This window comes from Bacillus sp. ME78, assembly GCF_903970865.1.
GTDB lineage: Bacteria > Bacillota > Bacilli > Bacillales > Bacillaceae_G > Bacillus_A > Bacillus_A cereus.
The window spans coordinates 1-628 of record NZ_CAJCKK010000095.1; the positions used below are offsets into that span (position 1 = coordinate 1).

Here is a 628-nt window from a genome sequence, read left to right on the forward strand (position 1 = left end):
AAGTCTGAGATTTTTGCTTTACCATTTTTATCTGTTTTTACTTCCGTTACTACTTTGCCTTGCTCATCTTGTACTTCGAAGACTACGCCTTCTAATACTTTTTGACTATCTTTATCTACTTTTGTGATTTCTACTGAACCTTTGTCTAACTGTTCATTCTCTACTTTTAATGATAAGACTTCTGTCATACCCTTTTTAATTTCGAATGATACTGGCTCTGTTAATTTTTTGTAGCCTGGTAAATTCTCTACTTCTACTAGTTTGTAACTTCCTACAGATAGATCTGAAATTTTCGCTTTTCCTTCTTTATCTGTTGTTACTTTCGTTACTACTTTGCCTTTTTCATCTTGCACTTCGAATGTTACGCCTTCTAATGCCTTCTGGCTGTCTTTGTCCACTTTTGTAATTTCTACTGAACCTTTATCTAACTGTTCATTCTCTACTTTTAGTGATAAGACTTCTGTCATGCCTTTTTTAATTTCAAACGATACTGGTTTTGCTAATTTTTTATATCCTGGTAAGCTTTCTACCTCTACTAGCTTATATTTCCCTACTGATAAATCGGAAACGTTTGCTTTTCCTTCTTTATCTGTCGTTACTTTTGTTACTACTTTATCTTTTTCATCTT

At 33.0% G+C, this 628-nt stretch carries 1 protein-coding gene; it reads right to left on the minus strand.

Annotated features, from left to right (window positions below; genetic code table 11):
- On the minus strand, positions 1-628 hold a 628-nt coding region (locus H6481_RS28360), incomplete at both ends, for a SpaA isopeptide-forming pilin-related protein (protein WP_259347405.1).